General features: G+C 57.1%; 15 protein-coding genes and 3 tRNA genes. 10 read left to right on the forward strand and 8 right to left on the reverse strand.

The annotated features are described in order from the left end of the window. Window positions 1-95 precede the first annotated feature (95 nt). The 7 genes from HKD40_RS02465 to HKD40_RS02495 all read right to left on the reverse strand — a co-directional run bounded on the left by HKD40_RS02465 (window position 96) and on the right by HKD40_RS02495 (window position 7,229). Entirely contained in the window at window positions 96-2,846 is a 2,751-nt protein-coding gene (locus tag HKD40_RS02465) for a valine--tRNA ligase (protein ID WP_169194122.1), read from the reverse strand. 127 nt (window positions 2,847-2,973) lie between these two features. Continuing rightward, complete coding sequence (locus tag HKD40_RS02470; RefSeq protein WP_248305857.1) at window positions 2,974-3,720, reverse strand: DUF2497 domain-containing protein; 747 nt, start codon at window positions 3,718-3,720, stop codon at window positions 2,974-2,976. Between the two features lie 176 nt (window positions 3,721-3,896). Further along, window positions 3,897-5,291: a TolC family outer membrane protein gene (locus HKD40_RS02475; RefSeq protein WP_169194123.1), complete on the reverse strand. Its 1,395-nt coding sequence runs from the start codon at window positions 5,289-5,291 to the stop codon at window positions 3,897-3,899. Window positions 5,292-5,416: 125 nt separating this feature from the next. Continuing rightward, the gene (locus HKD40_RS02480) at window positions 5,417-6,067 is read right to left on the reverse strand and encodes a protein-L-isoaspartate O-methyltransferase (RefSeq protein WP_169194124.1); all 651 of its coding nucleotides are present in this window, start codon (window positions 6,065-6,067) and stop codon (window positions 5,417-5,419) included. A gap of 104 nt (window positions 6,068-6,171) precedes the next feature. Next, window positions 6,172-6,609 (reverse strand): hypothetical protein, encoded by a 438-nt coding sequence (locus HKD40_RS02485; RefSeq protein ID WP_169194125.1) that lies wholly within the window; start codon window positions 6,607-6,609, stop codon window positions 6,172-6,174. Between the two features lie 199 nt (window positions 6,610-6,808). Continuing rightward, window positions 6,809-6,882, reverse strand: a tRNA-Cys gene (locus HKD40_RS02490). A 113-nt stretch (window positions 6,883-6,995) separates the two neighbouring features. Next, complete coding sequence (locus HKD40_RS02495) at window positions 6,996-7,229, reverse strand: hypothetical protein (RefSeq protein WP_169194126.1); 234 nt, start codon at window positions 7,227-7,229, stop codon at window positions 6,996-6,998. A 137-nt stretch (window positions 7,230-7,366) separates the two neighbouring features. Here HKD40_RS02495 and HKD40_RS02500 point away from each other — a divergent pair, with 137 nt between their 5' ends. The 10 genes from HKD40_RS02500 (at window position 7,367) to HKD40_RS02545 (ending at window position 16,186) form a co-directional block, all read left to right on the forward strand. Further along, window positions 7,367-8,551, forward strand: coding sequence for a benzoate/H(+) symporter BenE family transporter (locus HKD40_RS02500; RefSeq protein ID WP_169194127.1), 1,185 nt, complete (start codon window positions 7,367-7,369; stop codon window positions 8,549-8,551). After that, window positions 8,548-9,135, forward strand: a complete 588-nt coding sequence (locus tag HKD40_RS02505; protein WP_169194128.1) for a molybdenum cofactor guanylyltransferase — start codon at window positions 8,548-8,550, stop codon at window positions 9,133-9,135. The genes HKD40_RS02500 and HKD40_RS02505 overlap by 4 nt, the downstream gene beginning before the upstream one ends. A gap of 105 nt (window positions 9,136-9,240) precedes the next feature. Continuing rightward, window positions 9,241-9,316 (forward strand) — tRNA-Asn (locus HKD40_RS02510). A 51-nt stretch (window positions 9,317-9,367) separates the two neighbouring features. Beyond that, window positions 9,368-9,443 (forward strand) — tRNA-Asn (locus HKD40_RS02515). A 97-nt stretch (window positions 9,444-9,540) separates the two neighbouring features. Beyond that, the gene (locus HKD40_RS02520) at window positions 9,541-10,761 is read left to right on the forward strand and encodes an MFS transporter (protein ID WP_169194129.1); all 1,221 of its coding nucleotides are present in this window, start codon (window positions 9,541-9,543) and stop codon (window positions 10,759-10,761) included. Then, window positions 10,758-11,204 (forward strand): SRPBCC domain-containing protein, encoded by a 447-nt coding sequence (locus HKD40_RS02525; protein ID WP_169194130.1) that lies wholly within the window; start codon window positions 10,758-10,760, stop codon window positions 11,202-11,204. The genes HKD40_RS02520 and HKD40_RS02525 overlap by 4 nt, the downstream gene beginning before the upstream one ends. Window positions 11,205-11,285: 81 nt before the next feature. Next, window positions 11,286-12,683, forward strand: a complete 1,398-nt coding sequence (locus tag HKD40_RS02530) for a deoxyribodipyrimidine photo-lyase (protein WP_248305858.1) — start codon at window positions 11,286-11,288, stop codon at window positions 12,681-12,683. 154 nt (window positions 12,684-12,837) lie between these two features. After that, a complete protein-coding gene (locus HKD40_RS02535) occupies window positions 12,838-13,878 on the forward strand; it encodes a cysteine synthase A (RefSeq protein ID WP_169194132.1) in 1,041 nt (346 codons plus the stop codon). Window positions 13,879-14,013: 135 nt separating this feature from the next. Beyond that, on the forward strand, window positions 14,014-15,465 hold the full coding sequence (cls, locus tag HKD40_RS02540; RefSeq protein WP_248306576.1) for a cardiolipin synthase: 1,452 nt from the start codon (window positions 14,014-14,016) through the stop codon (window positions 15,463-15,465). A 7-nt stretch (window positions 15,466-15,472) separates the two neighbouring features. After that, window positions 15,473-16,186, forward strand: coding sequence for an alanyl-tRNA editing protein (locus tag HKD40_RS02545; protein WP_169194133.1), 714 nt, complete (start codon window positions 15,473-15,475; stop codon window positions 16,184-16,186). A gap of 6 nt (window positions 16,187-16,192) precedes the next feature. On the opposite strand, the gene HKD40_RS02550 is transcribed toward HKD40_RS02545, so the two are convergent. Beyond that, window positions 16,193-17,209: a transporter substrate-binding domain-containing protein gene (locus HKD40_RS02550; protein WP_169194134.1), complete on the reverse strand. Its 1,017-nt coding sequence runs from the start codon at window positions 17,207-17,209 to the stop codon at window positions 16,193-16,195. Window positions 17,210-17,228 lie beyond the last annotated feature (19 nt).

The following is a 17,228-nucleotide window of genomic DNA, read 5'->3' on the forward strand; positions in this document are numbered from 1 at the left end:
CTGTCGGACGCTGCACCCGGACGCTCGAATGGGACCGCCCCCTACCCCTCGTAACAAAAAAAAGGCCCGGATCGCTCCGGGCCTTCAAAATCTGATTAGAGGCGGCTCACCGCTTCGCGGATCTTTTTGAGCAAGGCCCCTGCCGTTTCGAGGCGGGCCTTCTGCTCTTCGATCACCTCAGCAGGAGCCTTAGCAACGAACTGCTCATTGCCGAGCTTCTTTTCGATGCCGTCGATTTCCTTCTCGAGCTTCCCAATATCCTTCGACAGGCGCGCCTTTTCAGCAGCAATGTCGATGAATCCGGTGAGTGGCAGAGCGAAAGTGGCTTCACCAACGACGAACTGTGCGGATTCGCCGGGAACAATATTGCTTGGGGTAATCTGCTCTAGACGCGCCAGACGGGTGATAAGCGAAGTGCCCGCCACCAAGCGGCCCAGCGTCGTTTCGTTGGCGCCGATAACTACCAGCTGCAGCTTGGCGCTGGCTGGAACGTTCATTTCGGCGCGGACCGAACGCGTGTTGGAGATGACATCGACCAGCCAAGCCAGCTCAGCATCTGCTTCAGCGTCTTCGAGACCCGACAGAACTGGCCATTCGGTGAGAATAAGCATGCTCTCGCGCTTGTCGCCGAATTCGCCGGTCTTGGCCCAGAGCTCTTCGGTGACGAATGGCATCATCGGGTGGAGCATGATCAGAATCTGATCGAGTGCCCAGGCAGCGGTCGCACGAGTTTCAGCCTTTGCCGCTTCGTCTTCGCCGCTGAAGACTGGCTTGGCGAATTCCACGTACCAATCGCAGAACGTGCCCCAGACGAAGTCGTAAGCGGAGTTTGCAGCTTCGTTGAAGCGATAGTCCTCGATACCCTTACGAACGTCAGCAAGCGCGCGAACGGTCGAGCCAACGATCCAGCGGTTGAGCGCCAGCTTATTGGTCTTCGGGTCGAAGCCTGCGACGCGGCGTGCTTCGTTCATCTCGAGGAAACGCGCTGCGTTCCAGAGCTTGGTGACGAAGTTGCGGTAGCCTTCTACGCGCTGGATCGAGAGCTTTAGGTCACGACCCTGTGCGGCCATAGCGGCCAGCGTAAAGCGGGTCGCGTCAGCGCCGTACTCATCGACGAGCTTAAGCGGGTCAATGACATTGCCCTTGGTCTTGCTCATCTTCTGGCCCTTTTCGTCGCGGACCAGAGCATGCATGTAGACGGTGTGGAATGGCTCCTCATCGAGGAATTCCAGACCCATCATCATCATGCGGGCAACCCAGAAGAAGATGATGTCAAAGCCGGTGACGAGCACCTGCGTTGGATAGTAACGCGCCATTTCTGGCGTCTTGTCGGGCCAGCCAAGGGTCGAGAACGGCCACAGCGCAGACGAGAACCAAGTGTCGAGCACGTCCGGATCACGAACGAGCTCAACCGACTTGCCATAATGGGCATCAGCGGCAGCCTGAGCTTCAGCTACGTCAGCTGCAACGAAAGCTTCGCCATCGGGGCCATACCAAGCTGGAATCTGATGACCCCACCACAGCTGGCGCGAGATACACCAAGGCTTGATGTTTTCAAGCCAAGCGAAATAGGTGTTTTCGTACTGCTGCGGCACAAACTTGGTGCGGCCTTCGCGAACGGAAGCCAGCGCTGGTTGCGCCATAACATCAGCCTTAACCCACCACTGATCGGTCAAGAAGGGTTCGATAACAACGAGCTTTGACTTCTCGTCATGGGGAACCATGATCTTCTTGTCTTCGATATGATCGAGACCACGGATCGGGTTTTCCTCGGCGAGCGCGGTCATGGCCGCAACGATTGTCTTGCGCGCTTCAAAACGGTCCAGACCACGATATTGGGTCGGGATAAAGTCCGCGTCGATGATCGCCCCACGGGTGGTGAAGACGTTGATTGGCTCAAGACCAGCGCGGGCACCTACTTCAAAGTCGTTGAAGTCGTGCGCAGGGGTGATCTTCACTGCGCCGGTACCGAGGCTCGGATCAGCGTATTCGTCGCCAACCACTGGGATGCGGCGGCCAACCAGCGGCAGTTCAACGAACTTGCCGATGAGGTGCTGGTAGCGCTCGTCTTCTGGATGAACCGCCACAGCAACGTCGCCGAGCATGGTTTCCGGACGAGTAGTCGCAACGATGATGTAGTCGCGAGTTTCCGTACCCGTGACGTTGCCTTCTTCGTCCTTGATCGGAAACTCATAGGTGACACCATCCGCAAGCGGATAGCGCAGGTGCCACATGTGGCCCTTCACCTCGATGTTTTCCACTTCAAGGTCCGAGATCGCCGTTTCGAGGCCCGGATGCCAGTTCACCAAACGCTTGGCGCGATAGATCAGGCCGCGCTTGTGCAGCTCTACGAAGACCTTGATGACGGCGCGAACCATCTGATCGTCGGACTGCCCTGCTTCACCCATGGTAAAGCGCTCACGGCTGAAGTCAGCAGAGGCGCCAAGGCGCTTGAGCTGGTTCATAATGGTACCGCCGCTTTCGGCCTTCCATTCCCAGACGCGTTCGATAAATTTTTCGCGGCCGAGATCGCGGCGGCTAACCTGCTGAGCAGCCAATTGGCGCTCTACGATCATCTGCGTTGCGATACCTGCGTGGTCGGTACCGGGCTGCCAGAGAACATCCTTCTTCAACATACGGTTGAAGCGAACCAGAATGTCCTGAATGGTGTTGTTCAGCGCGTGACCAACGTGCAGCGAACCCGTGACGTTTGGCGGCGGAATGACAATGGTAAATGTTTCCGCGCCGGGTTTTGCGCCCGCACCAGCCTCGAAAGCCTTTGCCTCGATCCACTCAGAATAGATGCGGCTTTCAACGGCGGCGGGTTCGTAGGTCTTTTCAAGCATAACGTCACTCGCAACAGCATCGACCCGCCAGGGTGACCATGGCGGGTCGGAAAGAGATTGGCAGACTTCAAGCAAATGCCGGGTTCGGGGTCAACAGCCGATGTTTAATCAGCATCTCCCAATCCGATCACTCTCCGCGTGATATCTTGGAAATTTCGCGCTCGACCATGCGCTCGACAACAGCTGGAAGGTGCTCGTCGAGCCAGTCTTTCAGCATTGGGCGAAGCAATTCGCGGGTCATCTGCTCAATGGTGATGGTTGGGTTGCCAATACCAAGAGCGTTGAGCTTGCCGATGGAACCACGCACTGCGGCGCGGGTTGCAGGTTCAAGCAGTTCACGAGCGATTTCGGCCGACAGCTCCGGATCAGGCAGCGGCGATGTGTCCGCTACTGCTTCTTTCGGCGCTTCAGGAACGAAAAACTCGTCTACAGCAGTAAGCTTTGGCTGAGAGAACGGGGCGAATACAGGCTCGTCGTGCACGATTGCGGGACGGGCTGGAGCAGGTTCAAAACTGGGCAAATCGGTATCTAAATCGAAAGTGACATCTTCGGGTTCAGTGAGGGCTGCAGCGGCCACGTCAGTCGACGCTTCAGTATCTGCAAGGATCGACTCAAAGCTAAACGCCTCGACTTGACCCTGTTCAACGATTTGCGACGCATCCAATGCGAGTGGCTCGACGTCTTCGAGCATATCGCTCAAATCACGATCGGAGCCAGCGCCGAGGGCGTGAACAGGCGTTGCTTGCATCGGTGGGGGCGCAGACAAAATGGATGGCCGGCGCGGAACGCTCGCTGCGTCATCGTCGGCGATGATCTGTCGAATGGACGACAGGATTTCATCCATGGACGGTTCTTTCGTAGCCGGCTTGTTCATCTGTGCCTCTTACTCGTGCGCCCGATCACAGCGGTCCACCACCATGATTCGTAAACAAGAGATTAGCGCCAAAGACACTCAAAGAGAATCTTTGAATGTCAGCGAGAAAGCGTCATCCACTAAAACTTGTGGCCAGGACGAGCCTGGCCACAAAAGATTAAACTCTCATTAGGAATTTATTGAGGAATCGTGCGCAATTCCTGCCAAACATCCTCGACCGCCTGCGTGTAAGGAACCGCGGTCTTGGTGGCGACACCCAAACCGAGATTCGCGGCAGTCAGACGACCCGTCGCGGAAAGCAGCGAGAACGTCGCAATTGTTTTCTGGCTCGACGCGGTGATCAGGCTCTCACGAGCGCTGGTCAAATCCGCCTGAGAGTTCAGGACATCCAGCGTGGTGCGCGTTCCAAGGTCGCGCTCCTGAATAACGCCTTCGAGCACGGTGTTGCTCGCAGCCACAGCAGCCTGAGCGGCCTGAATCTGGGCGTCAGCACTCTGAATGCCGGACCATGCAGAAATAACAGCCTGACGGATCTGATCATAGGTCGACATAGCATCGACTTCCGACTTGATCTGACCAAGGTTCGCCTGGCGCACAGCCGCTCCAATACGCCCGCCGGAATAAATCGGAACGGCTACGTTGATACCAACGGAACCCGACAGTGTACCCGTGCCGGTGTTATTGCGGTTACCAACGCTGAGCGCGCCACCAACCTGACCGGTCAGCGAAGCCGTCGGCCCACCAGAGGCGGCAGCAATATCGGCACCAGCCTGCGCCGCGCGAATGCTGGCCTTCGCCAAGAGAATAGCTGGGTGACCAATTTCAGCTTCAGCAATTGCGCCATCGATAGAGTTTGGCACCAAGCGCGCAAAGTTGTGGCCAGCGCTTAGACCCTGCGGACGAACCCCAACATAACGCTGGAACGTGGCCTCGGCGGTTTCAAGCGAGCCCTGAGCGGCGCGGAACGCGGCCTGCCCCTGAGCGGCTCTCGCCTGCGCCTGCGCAACATCGATACGCGTGCCTTCGCCGACTTCAAGACGATCCTGCGCTGAGCGTAGCTGCGCCTGGAAGAAAGCTATATTCTCTTGGCGGAGCGAAACGAGTTCGCGGAACCGTAGCACGTCCATATAAGCCTGAACGACGTTGAGCAGCACGTTTTGCTCGGTGTTCCGCAGCTGATACTCAGCCGCTTCTGCACCAGCACGCGCCTGTTCGATCTGTGCGTCGGACTTAAAATTATCGAACAAGGTCTGATCGTAACGCAGGCCAGCATTAAACTGGCTACCGATGACAGGATGAGACCCTGACGCCAAAGTCTGACCCGTGGCGTTACTAATGCTTTCGGAAGCGCCGAAACTGCCCGAAATCGTTGGCAACTTAGCAGACTTCGCCGTCACGATGTTTTCCGCCTGCGACTGCGCATTCAGAAGTGCTGACTGCAACTCAGGCGCATGTTCATAAGCCCGTGCCAGCGCCTCTGCGATAGATTGAGCCTGCGTCGTTCCAACCGAAGAAACAGCTACAGCCAAAGCCAGCGCGCTAACTTTCAGAAAGCCTGTGAACTTCATCATGCCGTCTCCTGCCCCAAAAACTCGAGCACCATGTCCGGGGGCAATAACCGGTTCATGCGCAAATCTTACTATACTTAACGCATTCCAAACGCCGGACCAATCGCCATTTGGCAACATTCGACAACTTAGAACACAAAATCGGTAGGCACGGGCCTATTAAGAGCCGAGGGCAGTATCGCATTGAAATACGACCGCTTCGTTACCCGCTCCCCGTCGCGCTCATAGACCCAAGCGACACCTGTTGGACCATCTTTTAAGACAACAACGAGCCGTCCGCCATCTGCCAATAGTGGCAAAAGCTCGTCCGGCGACTCCGCCAGCATACCGCCGACGAAGATGACCTCGTATTGCTTGCCGGAAGCTTGCGTCGGCAGCTGCGACAGCAAAGAATACCCCACCGCACCAATGGAGGTGAGCGCCGCGGCAGCGTCGCCTCGCAAGTGATCATCAGTTTCGACACCATCGACAGCTGACGCTAGATGCGCAAAGATCGCAACGGAGTAGCTGGAGCCACAACCGACATCAAGGACGCGATCTTCATGCCGACAGTCCGCCAGTTGCACCATTTGCGCAAAAACTGCAGGGGCAGCCAAATAGCGGCCCGACACATTTAAAGGTTGATGCCCATCGGTATAGGCCAGACCGCGGCGCGCCTCGGGCACAAAAGCTTCGCGCGGCACTTGTCCTAGTGCTTGGAGCAAGCGCTCATCATGCACGGCCGCGGGACGAATTTGCGTTTCGACCATAACCCGGCGCGCGGCAGAGTAATCAGCCATAACTCTCGAAACTCCAATTTCTTAGAACGGCGCTCGACCGGCTAATTATCACAGCCATAAGTCGAAGTATGACGATCTGCCAACAGCGATGCCCTAAACACAGCTCACTCTGGCGTCTCGTTCCGGGCATAGAAGCCGTCAATATCGGAGCCCATACCACAGAAACGCATGCTGGCACCGCCATCAACCACGAACGCTCCCTCAGGCCCCACCGCGATCTCGATCACAATATCAGTGCCAGCCAAATCGGCCTCATTGATGCTCGCAAGTTCGCCCTCAAACGGGACCAATCGCGCGGAAATAACACCCTCACCATCCTGCGGCCCCATCGCCCCAAGCTCACAATCAGCAGCCGTCGCGCCGCCATTGGGAAGACCGCCTGCACGGATATAGACCAGCCACTCACTGGCGCTCCGCGTGAGGGTGAGTACAGCATTCGCTGGCTCGCTTCGCTCGAAAACAGCGTCAGGAACCGGAGTTTCACCCCGCGCTTGTCCGCCAATTACCAACGCCAAGATGCCGACAGCAAGAATAATACGCATAACGCCCCTCCAACACTGCGCCACAAGCTATTCAACGCAAGGGTGCAGTCGTCAAGGACGATGCAATCACAGCAGATTTGCGGCAAAGCGCCCAGCACCGCGCGAGAGTGGCCGCGCAACTGCACGTTGAGCAGCCGAACACCACCATCAAGTGGCGAACCACCAGCACTGGGTCAGATGTACGATAAATGGGGGAAGTTGGAGGCCGCGTCCGGAATTGAACCGGAGTACGCGGATTTGCAATCCGCTGCGTAACCACTCCGCCACGCGGCCTCTGCGCGCCTTTTCAGGGGTTTAGGCTAAACTGTCAAGAACTCTTGCATGAGTGAGAGAGGGTCCGTGTGCAAAACTTCGTTTATTCCCCGCAAAGCCCTTATGAGCGGGGGCTAGCTTAGGCTGGCTTTGCCGTACCAAGGATAGCCACTAGCATTGGGTCGCTTGAAATGTTCCGACAGGGCCAGAAGCACCACCATATGAGTTCGCTCGGCTGTTTGGGGATCCTTCAAACAGCGCACTTTGGAGGACACGGTGAACCGATTGCCCTGCACTGCGCCGGTGGCGGTGTAGCTGAGGAAATGATGCTCTGCGTCGTAGTTTGCCGCAACAACTTTGAAATTCATCGCGGACCTCCCTCCCAGATGGCTATTTAAGTCATAAAATCACAATTTCTGCAATCAACCTCCGGTTAAACCAATAATCTGTTGGCCACGTGGCGGGAGGAAGTTAGCGTCCTACCAACAAATGGCTGAGAATCACGATGCCTGACACTGTGTTGACGGGGCGCAGCGCCACTGCCCAGCCGATTATCGCCGGAGTTTTGGCTGCTGTAGTCGGCTATGCCAGCACTTTTACTTTGCTCTTGGCGGCACTTACGGCGTCTGGCGCCTCGCCACAGCAGGCGGGGTCTGGCCTATTTGCCGTCTGTCTCGGCATTGGACTTCTCAACATTGTTGTCGCCTGGCGCTCTCGGCTTCCGATATCCATCGCTTGGAGCACGCCAGGGGCCGCGTTTCTGCTCACTGTCGGCGAGCCGATCGGTGGTTATCCTGCTGTAACGGGTGCCTTTATCGTCTGTGCAGGGATGATCATCCTCACCGGCTTCATTAAACCACTGGGACGACTCGTGGCGTCTATCCCGTCGGCAATTGCCAATGCGATGCTAGCGGGGATGCTGCTCACACTGTGCCTAGCCCCCATTCGCGCGGTTGGAGACCTCCCTCTCCTTGCACTACCGATTCTTCTCGCTTGGGCGTTAGGGCTGAAATTTGCTCGACGCTATGCCGTGCCAATTGCTGTGGTGGTGACAGGAGTTATTCTCGCAACGACCACTCAGCTGCCGACGGGCGTGTTTGATGGCGCGTGGCCCAGTCTAATGCCGGTCATGCCCGTGTTTACCGTGGATGCGATTATCCGTATCGCACTGCCCCTCTATATCGTGACGATGGCATCGCAGAACCTGCCCGGCCTCGCTGTGATGCGGGCAAATGGCTATGCGGTATCCCCTGCCACTATGTTTCTGGCGACAGGAACGGTCAGCGCGCTTACGGCCGTTTTTGGGGGGATCACGTCGAATCTGGCAGCGATCACAGCCGCCATCTGCGCAGGTCCAGAAGCGCATCCTGATCCGGGCAAGCGCTGGCCGGCCCCCATCGCCGCCGGCGGTACCTATATTCTTTTGGGACTTATCGCCTCTGTGGCCGCCGCATTCATCGCAGCGTCTCCACCCATTCTCATTCAGGCCGTGGCCGGGCTGGCGCTCTTTGCAAGCCTTGCATCTTCCTTATCTGCAGCGCTCAACAGTGAGGACACGCGCCTGCCCGCAGTCCTGACTTTTGTCACAACCGCTTCTGGAATCACAATTATCGGCGTTGGCGCTCCGTTCTGGGGCCTGGTTGGCGGCATAGTGCTGCTTGTGCTGCTGCGTTCGCGTCCGTCGGCATGACAGTCTATGGCCTCATCCTCGCCGGGGGCACGGGGAGCCGCTTGGGACATGTGCGCAAGGCCGAGCTAAGGATTGGCGGAGAGCGCCTCGTAGACCGCCTTAGCGGCGTGATGGCAGCGTCAACTGACGCCCTCTATGTCGCGACAGGTATTGCTGAACAGCCCCACCTTAGACTTGCCGCGAGCGTGCCGGACCTCGGGCCGAATGAAGGGCCAATGGGCGGCCTAAGGGCTTTCCTGCACCATATTGAACCTAGCGAAGACTCGATTGTGGTGACGACATCGGTAGATTCGCCTTTTCTGCCCGCACACTATGTCGACGCTATGCGTGCCCCCCTCGCCGCCCAAGGCCTCGCCGTCGTTAGCGTGTGGCAAGGGCAGCGCTATCCCACACATGCGGCATGGCGCGTGTCGGCGCTCAAGCAGGTGGCAGGCCAGAGTTCGCCGAAGCGCGCTTTGGAGAGCCTCAACGCGTCAGAGCTCGATTGGTCGGCCGAAAAGGCTAACCCATTCGCTAATATCAACGATTTCTCGGATCTTTTGGCTGCGCAACGGCGATCCTTGGGCTGGGGAAAAGACAAGTAATTCACAGCCTTTGCGATTAGGGTCTTGGCAAACCAGATCAGTTTGGGTACACCCCACCTCGTTCCCGGCGACACCAATCGCTGAGAACGAAAGAGAAGAAAATGTTCCGCGATAGCTCAGTTGGTAGAGCGTTCGACTGTTAATCGAATGGTCGCTGGTTCGAGTCCAGCTCGCGGAGCCATCTCTCTTTAAAAGTCTTACAGCTTGCTGTAAGCAGCCGAAAGATAAGTGTTCCGCGATAGCTCAGTTGGTAGAGCGTTCGACTGTTAATCGAATGGTCGCTGGTTCGAGTCCAGCTCGCGGAGCCATCTTTCTACCCTCCCCCGAACAGTATTACTTTTGCTCTGTTGCTCTTCGCACCCGACCGGGTTAGGACGTTTGTTCCCTCCGTTCGAAGCAATTTCAATGTCAGAGCATAATTCGCGTGCTGCCCCGGATGCGCAGCGTACAGCCTTGTCCATCATCCTTGCCGTCAGTGGCGCGCATTTGTTGAATGACTTGCTGCAATTCCTTCTTCCGGCACTCTATCCGATGTTCCGTGAGAACTACGGTCTAAGCTATTTCCAGATCGGGCTTTTGACTCTCGGTCAGCAAATCACAGCATGCATTCTCCAGCCGCTGTTCGGTCTTTCAGGCGACCTAAAGCCAAAACCCTATTGGCTGGCGCTATCGCTGGCGATTGTGACGGCTGGCGTGGCGTTCCTAGCGCTCGCTAACGGGTTCTGGTTGCTGTTCTTTGCCGCCGTGGTGATGGGGACCGGCTCAGCACTCTTCCACCCTGAAGCATCGCGCGTGGCGCGTATGGCTTCGGGCGGCAAGCTGGGCTTTGCGCAGTCGCTTTTCCAAGTGGGTGGTAATGCAGGAACAGCGCTCGGCCCGCTCGCTGCGGCGCTCATTCTATTCCCTATGGGTCAGGGCAGCGTCTTCTGGTTCCTACTCGTTGGATTCGCTGGTCTTTTCCTGATGACCTATGTCGGCAAGTGGTTTGCCGAACATCAGCGTCAGATGGCCGGTCAGCCGAAAGCGGCAGTTGCGAAACCAGCACTGCCAAAGCAGCGTCTGATCATTGCCTTTGCCGTCATTGGCGCCCTTTTGCTGAGCAAATTCATCTACATCGAAGGCCTCAAGAGCTATTACACCTTCTTCCTGATCGAGAAGTACGCGCTCTCGGCAGAAGATGCGCAGCTCTATCTTTTCGCCTTCCTTGGTGCAGTTGCCGTTGGCACGTTCTTCGGCGGCCCCATTGGCGACCGTTATGGGCGTTTGGCGGTGATCTGGGTGTCGATTCTTGGCGCCCTGCCCTTTACGCTCATTCTGCCTTACCTCGACCTGTTCTGGACCGGTGTCGTTAGCGTGATGATCGGGCTCATTCTTTCGTCCGCATTCTCCGCTATGGTGGTCTACGCTCAGGAACTGGTTCCGGGCAAAGTCGGCATGGTCGCTGGCTTCGTCTTTGGATTTGCTTTCGGCATCGGAGCGCTGGGCGCAGCCGTTATGGGAGCTTTCGCTGACGTGATCGGGATGATTGCAGTGTTCCAGATCTGTGCATTCCTGCCAGTCTTGGGCTTCCTCACCATCTTCCTTCCGCGTACGGCTGAGCTTCATCCTGAAAGGAAAACAGCATGAGCGCTGAACTGGACGGCGAAAGCCAGATCACCATCACCCGGACCATCGCCGCCAATGTGAGCGATGTGTTTTCGGCTTGGACAGATGTGGCACTGATTGAGCAGTGGCAGGTCGACGAAGCCGAGTTCGACGCCTTCGAAGGTGGTCAGTACCGCTTCGTTACCTATGCGGAAGACGATGAGGATGCCGATCACGAAGTGACCGGGGAAATCCTTAAGTTTGAAGAGGATAAGAAGCTTGTGATGTCCTGGGTATTCAAAGACCCAGAGGAAGAAAGCGAGATGATTTTCGTTCTCGACATCAGCTTTGACGCCATCAACGAAGACAGCACCCGCCTGACTTTGGTGGAACGCGGGCTGCCGCATGAGGACGCGCAAACGCGCATCTTCTCGATGGAAGCCTGGAACTCGGCGCTGGAACAGCTCGCCGAGTTGATGGAATAGAATTTTCCGACAGTTTTACGCATCAGGGGCAAACCAATGCTGCCTCTGGTGCGTATGTCTCCATGAGCTATGGAGACGAGATTGCCCAAGAGCATCGTATGGCTGAGGAACGACCTCCGCCTTTCTGACAATCCGGCACTCCACGCCGCCTGTCAGCACAATCAAGACGTTATCGCCCTTTTCATTGACGAGACCGATGCAGGTCTGCGCCCCATTGGAGGCGCGGCGAGAGTTTGGCGCGAGCAAAGCCTATCCGTCCTGCAAGCACGATTGGCGGCGGTTGGGGTCGAGCTCATCGTGCGCCGCGGCGACGCCCAGAGCGTCTTGCGCCACGCGGTCGACGATTATCAAGCCGACGCGGTCTATTGGAACCGCCGCTATGCGCCAGCGGAGCGCGAATTGGACGCTGAGATCAAACGGGTACTGAGCGCTGATGGCGTCGCTGTGCACTCCAAGATGGGCAATGTTCTGATTGAGCCTTGGGACGTTAAAACCGGGCAAGGCAATCCCTATGCGGTGTATACGCCGTTCTGGAAGTCATTGAAAAATATGCACATTCCACAGCCTTTGCCTGCACCAGAAGGCGGGAATGCGATATCTTATGAACCACTGACTTTCGACATGCCGCATTGGGCACCCAGCGTCATCGCAAATTGGCAGGTTGGCGAAGAGGCAGCGCGAGACCTCGCCGGCGCGTTCTTAGACGCGCAGCTGAGCCATTATTCTGAAGAGCGCGATATTCCAGCCAAGCAAAGCACGTCGCGGCTATCGCCCTATTTGCGATTTGGCGAAATCAGCCCGCGCCAAGTTTGGTATGCCGCCAAGATGGTGGGCGATGCGGATCCTGACAAAGCCGTCGAAGTCGATAAATTCCTTTCCGAACTCGCCTGGCGCGATTTCAATTACCATCAGCTCTATCATCGTCCCGACATTTCCAAAGCTGCAATGCGTGCCAAATATGATGGCATTCCGTGGCGCGGGGATAAGGGAGCTCTAAAGGCTTGGCAGACAGGGCAAACCGGCATTCCTATCGTCGACGCTGGTATGCGCCAGCTGTGGCAGACAGGGTTTATGGAAAACCGCGTGCGCATGCTGACAGCCTCGCTGCTGACCAAAAATCTGCTCATCGATTGGCGGACAGGCGAAGACTGGTTCTGGGATTGCCTATTTGATGCTGATGGGGCGAGCAACCCCGGAAACTGGCAGTGGGTGGCAGGTTGTGGGCTAGATGCCTCGCCTTACTTCCGAGTTTTCAATCCGGTAACCCAGGGTGAGCGCTTCGACCCCCTCGGGAACTATGTGCGCCAGTGGGTGCCGGAAATTGCGCAACTGCCCGATGAGTTCATCCACGCGCCGTGGACTGCGCCAAGTTATGCGCTGCAGAAAGCTGGCGTAAGCCTTGGTAAAACTTATCCAAATCCGATTGTTGACTTAAAAACCAGCCGACAGCGGGCTCTTGAGATATCCAAATCTCTATAAATGCAAAAATCTATTCTAGTGCTTTGCGCTGGCGCAGATTTGCATTCTTCGTGGCCGCGTTGAATGGAAACCCTTATCGCTTCCAAGCCTTAGTGCTTGCGAGCGCGTTAGCGCGCCCCTACACATTTAGGCAAGAGCCACCAGCACGCAGACCATGTCAAAGCACCTAGATCTCATCGCCGCGATTGGCAACACGCCGCTTATTCGTCTCAACCGCGTCTCGACGCTCACAGGCTGTGACATTTGGGGCAAAGCTGAATTTCTCAATCCGGGCCAATCGGTTAAAGACCGTGCAGCGCTGTTCATCATCCACGATGCGGTGAAATCGGGGAAGCTCAAGGCGGGCGGCACGATTGTTGAGGGCACGGCTGGCAACACGGGCATAGGGCTGACGCTTGTGGCCAATTCTCTCGGCTTTAAAACGGTGATCGTGATCCCGGAAACTCAAAGCCAGGAAAAGAAAGACGCGCTGCGCCTATTTGGTGCGGAAGTGATCGAGGTTCCGGCCAAGCCGTATCGAGACCCGAACAATTACATCAAGATTTCCGGGCGCTTAGCGGAAAAGCTCAATGCAGAGCTGCCCAATGGGGCGATCTGGGCGAACCAGTTCGACAACACCGCAAACAAGCGCGCGCACATCGAAACCACAGGTCCAGAAATCTGGAACCAGACCAATGGGCGCATTGATGGCTTCATCTGTGCTGTTGGCTCGGGTGGTACGCTGGCTGGCGTGTCGGAAGCGCTAAAGGCACGCAATTCCGACGTTAAGATCGGTCTTGCTGACCCGGAAGGGGCAGCGCTCTATAATTATTACACCCATGGCGAGCTGAAGTCCGCGGGCGACTCGGTGACCGAGGGCATCGGTCAGGGACGTATTACGGCGAACCTGGAAGAGCTCAAAGTGGACCTAGCCTATCAGATCCCTGACTCTGAAGCCCTGCCCTATGTCTTTGATTTGCTTCAGCATGAGGGGCTTTGCCTCGGCGGTTCGAGCGCTATCAACATTGCTGGTGCGGTGCGTATGGCGCGCGATTTGGGTCCGGGCAAGACCATTGTTACGGTGCTCTGCGACTATGGAAATCGCTATGCTACCAAGCTGTATAACCCCAGTTTCTTGCGGGCTAAGGGCCTACCAGTACCACCTTGGCTTGAAGATCGTGAGGCCACCGACGTCAGTGGCGTTATAGTGGCATAACGCTGGCCTTTATGGGCGCCTCGGTGGGCGTCGCATTGGCACTTTCAAGGGCTGCGCCAAGCGCGGCCCTTAGCTTTCAGCCTTGCAAAGACCCCGCTGCTTGGTAGTCTGGCCGCCCAAACATTCGAGGCGGACGTGATCGGCATAGACGATATTCTGCGCACGATAATAGCTGAGTTCCATATTATCGCGCTCATCACCGGAGCGCTCTACCTCCTCGCAGGGATTTGTGCGGTTCGCGAAATCCTCAACTCACGAACATCGCAGGGTTCGATTGCCTGGCTTTTGTCGCTAGCGCTGCTGCCCTTTCCAACGGCCTTTCTCTACCTGATCTTCGGGTGGAAGTTGTTTGACGACTATGCGACCGACCGCGTTAAAAACGGTCGTGCCGACCGCCCGCTGCGCGCCAAAGATCTGGCGCTTATCGATCGCGAGACCGATGCCAAATGGCCGGTGCAGGTGGCGGTGTCGGAACTGCCCTTCCTCAAAGGCAATGAGGTCGAGCTGCTGATTAATGGCAAGGCGACTTTTGACTCCATTTTTGCTGGGATCGAAGCGGCCCAAGAGTATCTGCTCGTGCAATTCTACATTGTGCGTGACGACAAGCTGGGCCAGCAGCTGGCAGAGCGCTTGATTGCCAAGGCCAAGCAAGGTGTCCATGTCTATCTCCTCTACGACGATATCGGCTCGACGGGCATGCCGAAGCGATATCGACGCGAGATGCGGGAAGCAGGCGTCAAAGTCGCCGGGTTTAACCAGCGCCATAAGTTCATGCGGTTTTACGGTCCGATGCGGATCAACTATCGCAACCACCGCAAGATTGTTGTGGCCGATGGTAAGCACGCTTGGGTCGGCGGGCATAATGTGGGCGTCGAATATCTCGGCGAGGACCCGAAATTCGGCAATTGGCGCGATACGCATGTGCGGGTTTCCGGCCCCGCGGCACTTGGATGTGCGCTGTTGTTCCGCGAAGATTGGCACTGGGCGACGGGCGAGTTACTACCTGCCCGGCCGCCAGCAGAACTCACCAGCTATGGCGAAGAGTCGGTGCTGGTTATGGGGTCTGGTCCGGCCGATAAGTTGGAAGAATGCGCTATAGCGTTCACCGACATTATCGGGCGGGCACGCAAGCGGCTTTGGATCGTCAGCCCCTATTTTGTGCCGGACACCGACATTCGCACCGCACTTTATGCCGCGCAGTTGAGGGGCGTTGATGTGCGCATCATGCTCCCGAACAAACCTGACCACAAAATCGTCTGGCTGGCGTCCATTGCCCATGCCGATTTGATGGTGACGCACAACGTCAATGTCTATCGCTACACCGATGGGTTCCTGCATCAAAAAGTGGTGCTGATGGACGATGAGATCGCGACAGTCGGTAGTGTGAATTTCGACAACCGTTCTTTCGCGATCAATTTCGAGATCACGCTGTGGTTCACGGACCCAGCGACGATCAACAATATTGAAGCCATGCTGCTTGAAGATTTTGAACTGTGCCGGAAGGTCGAGCTGTCGGAAGTGCGCAGCCGCAACTGGCTATTTTACGTAGCCACTCAGGCTGCCAAGCTTTTCTCGCCCGTATTGTGAGTTCTTGATGACGAGATTTTTGTTCCGCGACGATGCCTATCTCAAGACCACGCCAGCGCAGGTGACTGAGATCACAGAAGACGGCGGCGTGGTGTTGGACCAAACCATCTTCTACGCCACCTCGGGCGGGCAACCGGGCGACAGTGGTACCATCACTTATGCGGACGGGCGCGTTGCCGAGGTCGTGACGGCAGAGCATCCTGCGGGAGACAAGACAGCGATAGTGCATCGCCTCGCAGAAGGGGCTGACGTGCCTTCGGTTGGTGACACCGTGACGCTGAACCTTGATTGGGACAAGCGCTATGCGCTGATGCGGATGCATACGGCGCTGCACCTTCTGTCCGTGGTGCTGCCCTACCCTGTTACCGGCGGATCGATCGGCACGGACAAGGGGCGGCTGGACTTCGATATGGAAACGCCACCAGAGGATCTGGCGGCGGTTGAAGCGGCGCTCAACGGTTTGGTTGAGGCGGATCACCCTGTTTCAACCGAATGGATTACCGACGAAGAGATGTTGGCTCAGGCCGACCTCATCAAGACCATGAAGGTCAAGCCGCCCATGGGTCAGGGCCGCGTGCGACTGGTCCGCATCGGCGACGTGGATTTGCAGCCGTGTGGCGGTACGCACGTGGCGCGCACCGGCGAAATCGGCAAGCTCACGCTTGGGAAAATCGAGAAAAAAGGCAAACAAAACAGGCGTGTAAGCCTGCTTTTTGCTTAAATGAAGCTAGCGGATTGGCGGGGGATAATGGAGGCCCCCGTTGGTCCATAGTGCGTTCTGACCGCGCAGCATCGCCGCACCCGTCTGCGGACCGAAGTGACGGTCATAGAGCTCTGCGTAATTGCCAACAGCGCGGATGGCATCGGTCATGAACGATTTGCGCAGGCCCAAGGCCGCGCCATAGTCCTGCTCAAGCCCCAGAAGGCGGCGGACAGCGGGGGTGCGGGCAGCAGAAAGCGAGTCGATGTTGAGGCTGGTGACGCCAATCTCTTCGGCCGAGAGCAGGACGTAGATGGTCCAGCGCACAATATTGAACCACTGATCATCGCCCTGACGAATGACCGGGCCGAGCGCTTCCTTGGAGATACGCTCCGGCAGGATGCGGTGTTGCGCGGGTTCGGCAAGATCGCGGCGAATGGCTTGCAGCACGCGACCGGACGCGGACACGACCTGACAATAGCCAGCGCGATAGGCAATGCTGAGGTCGGCCACGTCCTCATAAAGAATTTCAGTGAAATTGGTCTGGTTGGAGAAAAAGAACTCGTCGAGCGCTTTTACCCCTTCGTCGTCGACCACGCAGATGGAAACATCGTCGAGCTCATAGGCCGAAACAACGCCGAGCGAAGACGGGGCGAGGAAACCCTGACCATCATAAAAGCTCGGCGCCACGTAGCGCGCGCCGTGGCGAATATCGCGACCCGCATCAAAAGCGCCATTGCGCATGAGCACGTCCACCGCCCCCGTCTGGAGCGGCGCAAAGCGTGCTTCGCCATTGTAGCGACGGAAATCGATTAGATCGGGATTGCCAAAGATCGCCGCTGACAAGGCGCGGCAGAGGTCAACGTCAAACCCATGCCAGACACCATCGGTGGTCTGGAAGGCAAAGCCAGCAAGGGGGTTAGCGACGCCACAAATGAGAAAGCCACGTTCACGCACGATTTCAAGCGTCGAGCGCGTTTCGGCCGGCGTCTGCGCACTGGCTGGCGAGGCGATCATGGATACCAAGGTTGCGGCGAGCGCCACCAATGGCTTGCAGAATATT

The organism is Devosia sp. MC1541, from assembly GCF_012847305.1.
Taxonomy (GTDB): domain Bacteria; phylum Pseudomonadota; class Alphaproteobacteria; order Rhizobiales; family Devosiaceae; genus Devosia.

Bases quoted from the DNA above. Each gene is read 5' to 3' on its own strand.
- HKD40_RS02500 (WP_169194127.1), top strand. From the start codon at position 7,367: ATGCCTGACACTGTGTTGACGGGGCGCAGCGCCACTGCCCAGCCGATT.
- HKD40_RS02525 (WP_169194130.1), top strand. From the start codon at position 10,758: ATGAGCGCTGAACTGGACGGCGAAAGCCAGATCACCATCACCCGGACC.
- HKD40_RS02545 (WP_169194133.1), top strand. From the start codon at position 15,473: ATGACGAGATTTTTGTTCCGCGACGATGCCTATCTCAAGACCACGCCA.
- HKD40_RS02470 (WP_248305857.1), bottom strand. From the start codon at position 3,720: ATGAACAAGCCGGCTACGAAAGAACCGTCCATGGATGAAATCCTGTCG.
- HKD40_RS02475 (WP_169194123.1), bottom strand. From the start codon at position 5,291: ATGATGAAGTTCACAGGCTTTCTGAAAGTTAGCGCGCTGGCTTTGGCT.
- HKD40_RS02535 (WP_169194132.1), top strand. From the start codon at position 12,838: ATGTCAAAGCACCTAGATCTCATCGCCGCGATTGGCAACACGCCGCTT.
- HKD40_RS02485 (WP_169194125.1), bottom strand. From the start codon at position 6,609: ATGCGTATTATTCTTGCTGTCGGCATCTTGGCGTTGGTAATTGGCGGA.
- HKD40_RS02480 (WP_169194124.1), bottom strand. From the start codon at position 6,067: ATGGCTGATTACTCTGCCGCGCGCCGGGTTATGGTCGAAACGCAAATT.
- HKD40_RS02465 (WP_169194122.1), bottom strand. From the start codon at position 2,846: ATGCTTGAAAAGACCTACGAACCCGCCGCCGTTGAAAGCCGCATCTAT.
- HKD40_RS02495 (WP_169194126.1), bottom strand. From the start codon at position 7,229: ATGAATTTCAAAGTTGTTGCGGCAAACTACGACGCAGAGCATCATTTC.
- HKD40_RS02505 (WP_169194128.1), top strand. From the start codon at position 8,548: ATGACAGTCTATGGCCTCATCCTCGCCGGGGGCACGGGGAGCCGCTTG.
- HKD40_RS02520 (WP_169194129.1), top strand. From the start codon at position 9,541: ATGTCAGAGCATAATTCGCGTGCTGCCCCGGATGCGCAGCGTACAGCC.